1 protein-coding gene is annotated in these 1452 nt (G+C 58.9%); it reads right to left on the bottom strand.

Going from position 1 to position 1452, the window contains the following annotated elements; genetic code table 11:
• Positions 1 to 7 precede the first annotated feature (7 nt).
• Positions 8 to 1384 (bottom strand): IS30 family transposase, encoded by a 1377-nt coding sequence (locus NCT32_RS36860; RefSeq protein WP_250491551.1) that lies wholly within the window; start codon positions 1382 to 1384, stop codon positions 8 to 10.
• Positions 1385 to 1452 lie beyond the last annotated feature (68 nt).

Raw genomic sequence — 1452 nt, 5'->3', positions numbered from 1 at the left:
GGCGGATTCAACCGGTCGTCGCAACACTGGATTGTTGAACAGATTGCAGATACCCGTCCAGAGCTTCGGCCGGCGTCTTCCAGCCAAGCGTTTTCCGGGGTCTGGTATTCAGTGCATTGGCGACGGCCTGAATCTCTCGAGCACTCCATCTGGATAAATCAGTGCCCTTTGGAAAGTATTGCCGCAGAAGGCCGTTCGTGTTCTCGTTCGTGCCGCGCTGCCATGGACTGTGCGGGTCGGCGAAGAAGACTTTTACCCCGGACTCGACCGTGAAGCGGGCGTGATCGGATAGTTCCTTGCCACGATCCCAGGTCAATGACCGCCACAACTGGGTAGGCAGGTCAGTCACGGTCTTCCTGAGCGCATTGGCCATCGTAACGGCTCCGTAGCCCGCCAGAGGAGGACCATTTTTTGTTCTGGGAATCAGCCCGTAACCTTCCTCGCGAGGCAGGTGGACGAGCATGGTGAATCGGCTTGATCGCTCGACCAGCGTTCCGATCGCGGACCGGTTCAGACCAATGATCAGGTCACCTTCCCAATGCCCGGGTACAGCACGATCCTCTACTTCTGCAGGCCGGTTCGAGATCATTACGTCCTCGCTAACGTGCGCCCAGACCTTGGCGCGCGCCCTGGCTCTCGGCACGCGCAACGCCCGCCCGGTGCGCAGACAGCTGACCAGCTCGCGCTTCAGGGCACCCCGACCCTGGATATAGAGCGCCTGGTAAATGGCTTCGTGAGAAATGCGCATGGATTCGTCATCCGGAAAGTCGGTCTGCAGCCGGTTGGAGATCTGTTCGGGTGACCAGCCATTGACCCATTTACGATCACCGCGATGCGGTTTGTTTCTCCCTTTGAACGGCGTTGGACGGGGCCCGGAAATCTCACGGCCATCAGCGTCGCTAACCTTGCCTTCCAGACGGTCTTGCACGTAGCGATGTAGCCGCGCATTAGTCACCAGTTTTGAAGGTTTGGGCCTTTTAGCAACCAGTTCAGCTTTCCACTGCGCAACCGAAGCCTGATACTCAAGCTTGCCACCACGCGTTGCCGCGTTACGTGTCAGTTCCCGGCAGACCGTTGATGGGCTGCGTCCGATACGGCGCGCAATCTCGCGTACCCCGACGCCCTGAGACGATAGCAGTCCAATCTCTTCTCGCTCTGCGAATGACAGGTACCTCCCGGATATCGGATTCAACATGGAAAGTGGCATGCCGCCATTATGACGGAACCAGCGCGCACCTACTGCCTGCGACACGCCAACCGCCTCTGCCGCCTTCTCGCTAGTAATACCTGTCGCGATCTGCTTCCAGAACCGCCGCTCGATCTCACGTCGATGTGATGGCGCACCTGGCGAGTGCATCGCTCCTCGCCCGGTCAACTTCTTCATCCAACCCGCTGGTCGTCCCATAAACACCTCCTCGATCAAAGGTGTTGCGACGACCGGTTGAATCCGCC

Origin of the sequence: Caballeronia sp. INML2, from assembly GCF_023631365.1 — a bacterium.
GTDB lineage: Bacteria > Pseudomonadota > Gammaproteobacteria > Burkholderiales > Burkholderiaceae > Caballeronia > Caballeronia turbans.
This window is presented reverse-complemented; position numbering and strand designations above follow the sequence as displayed.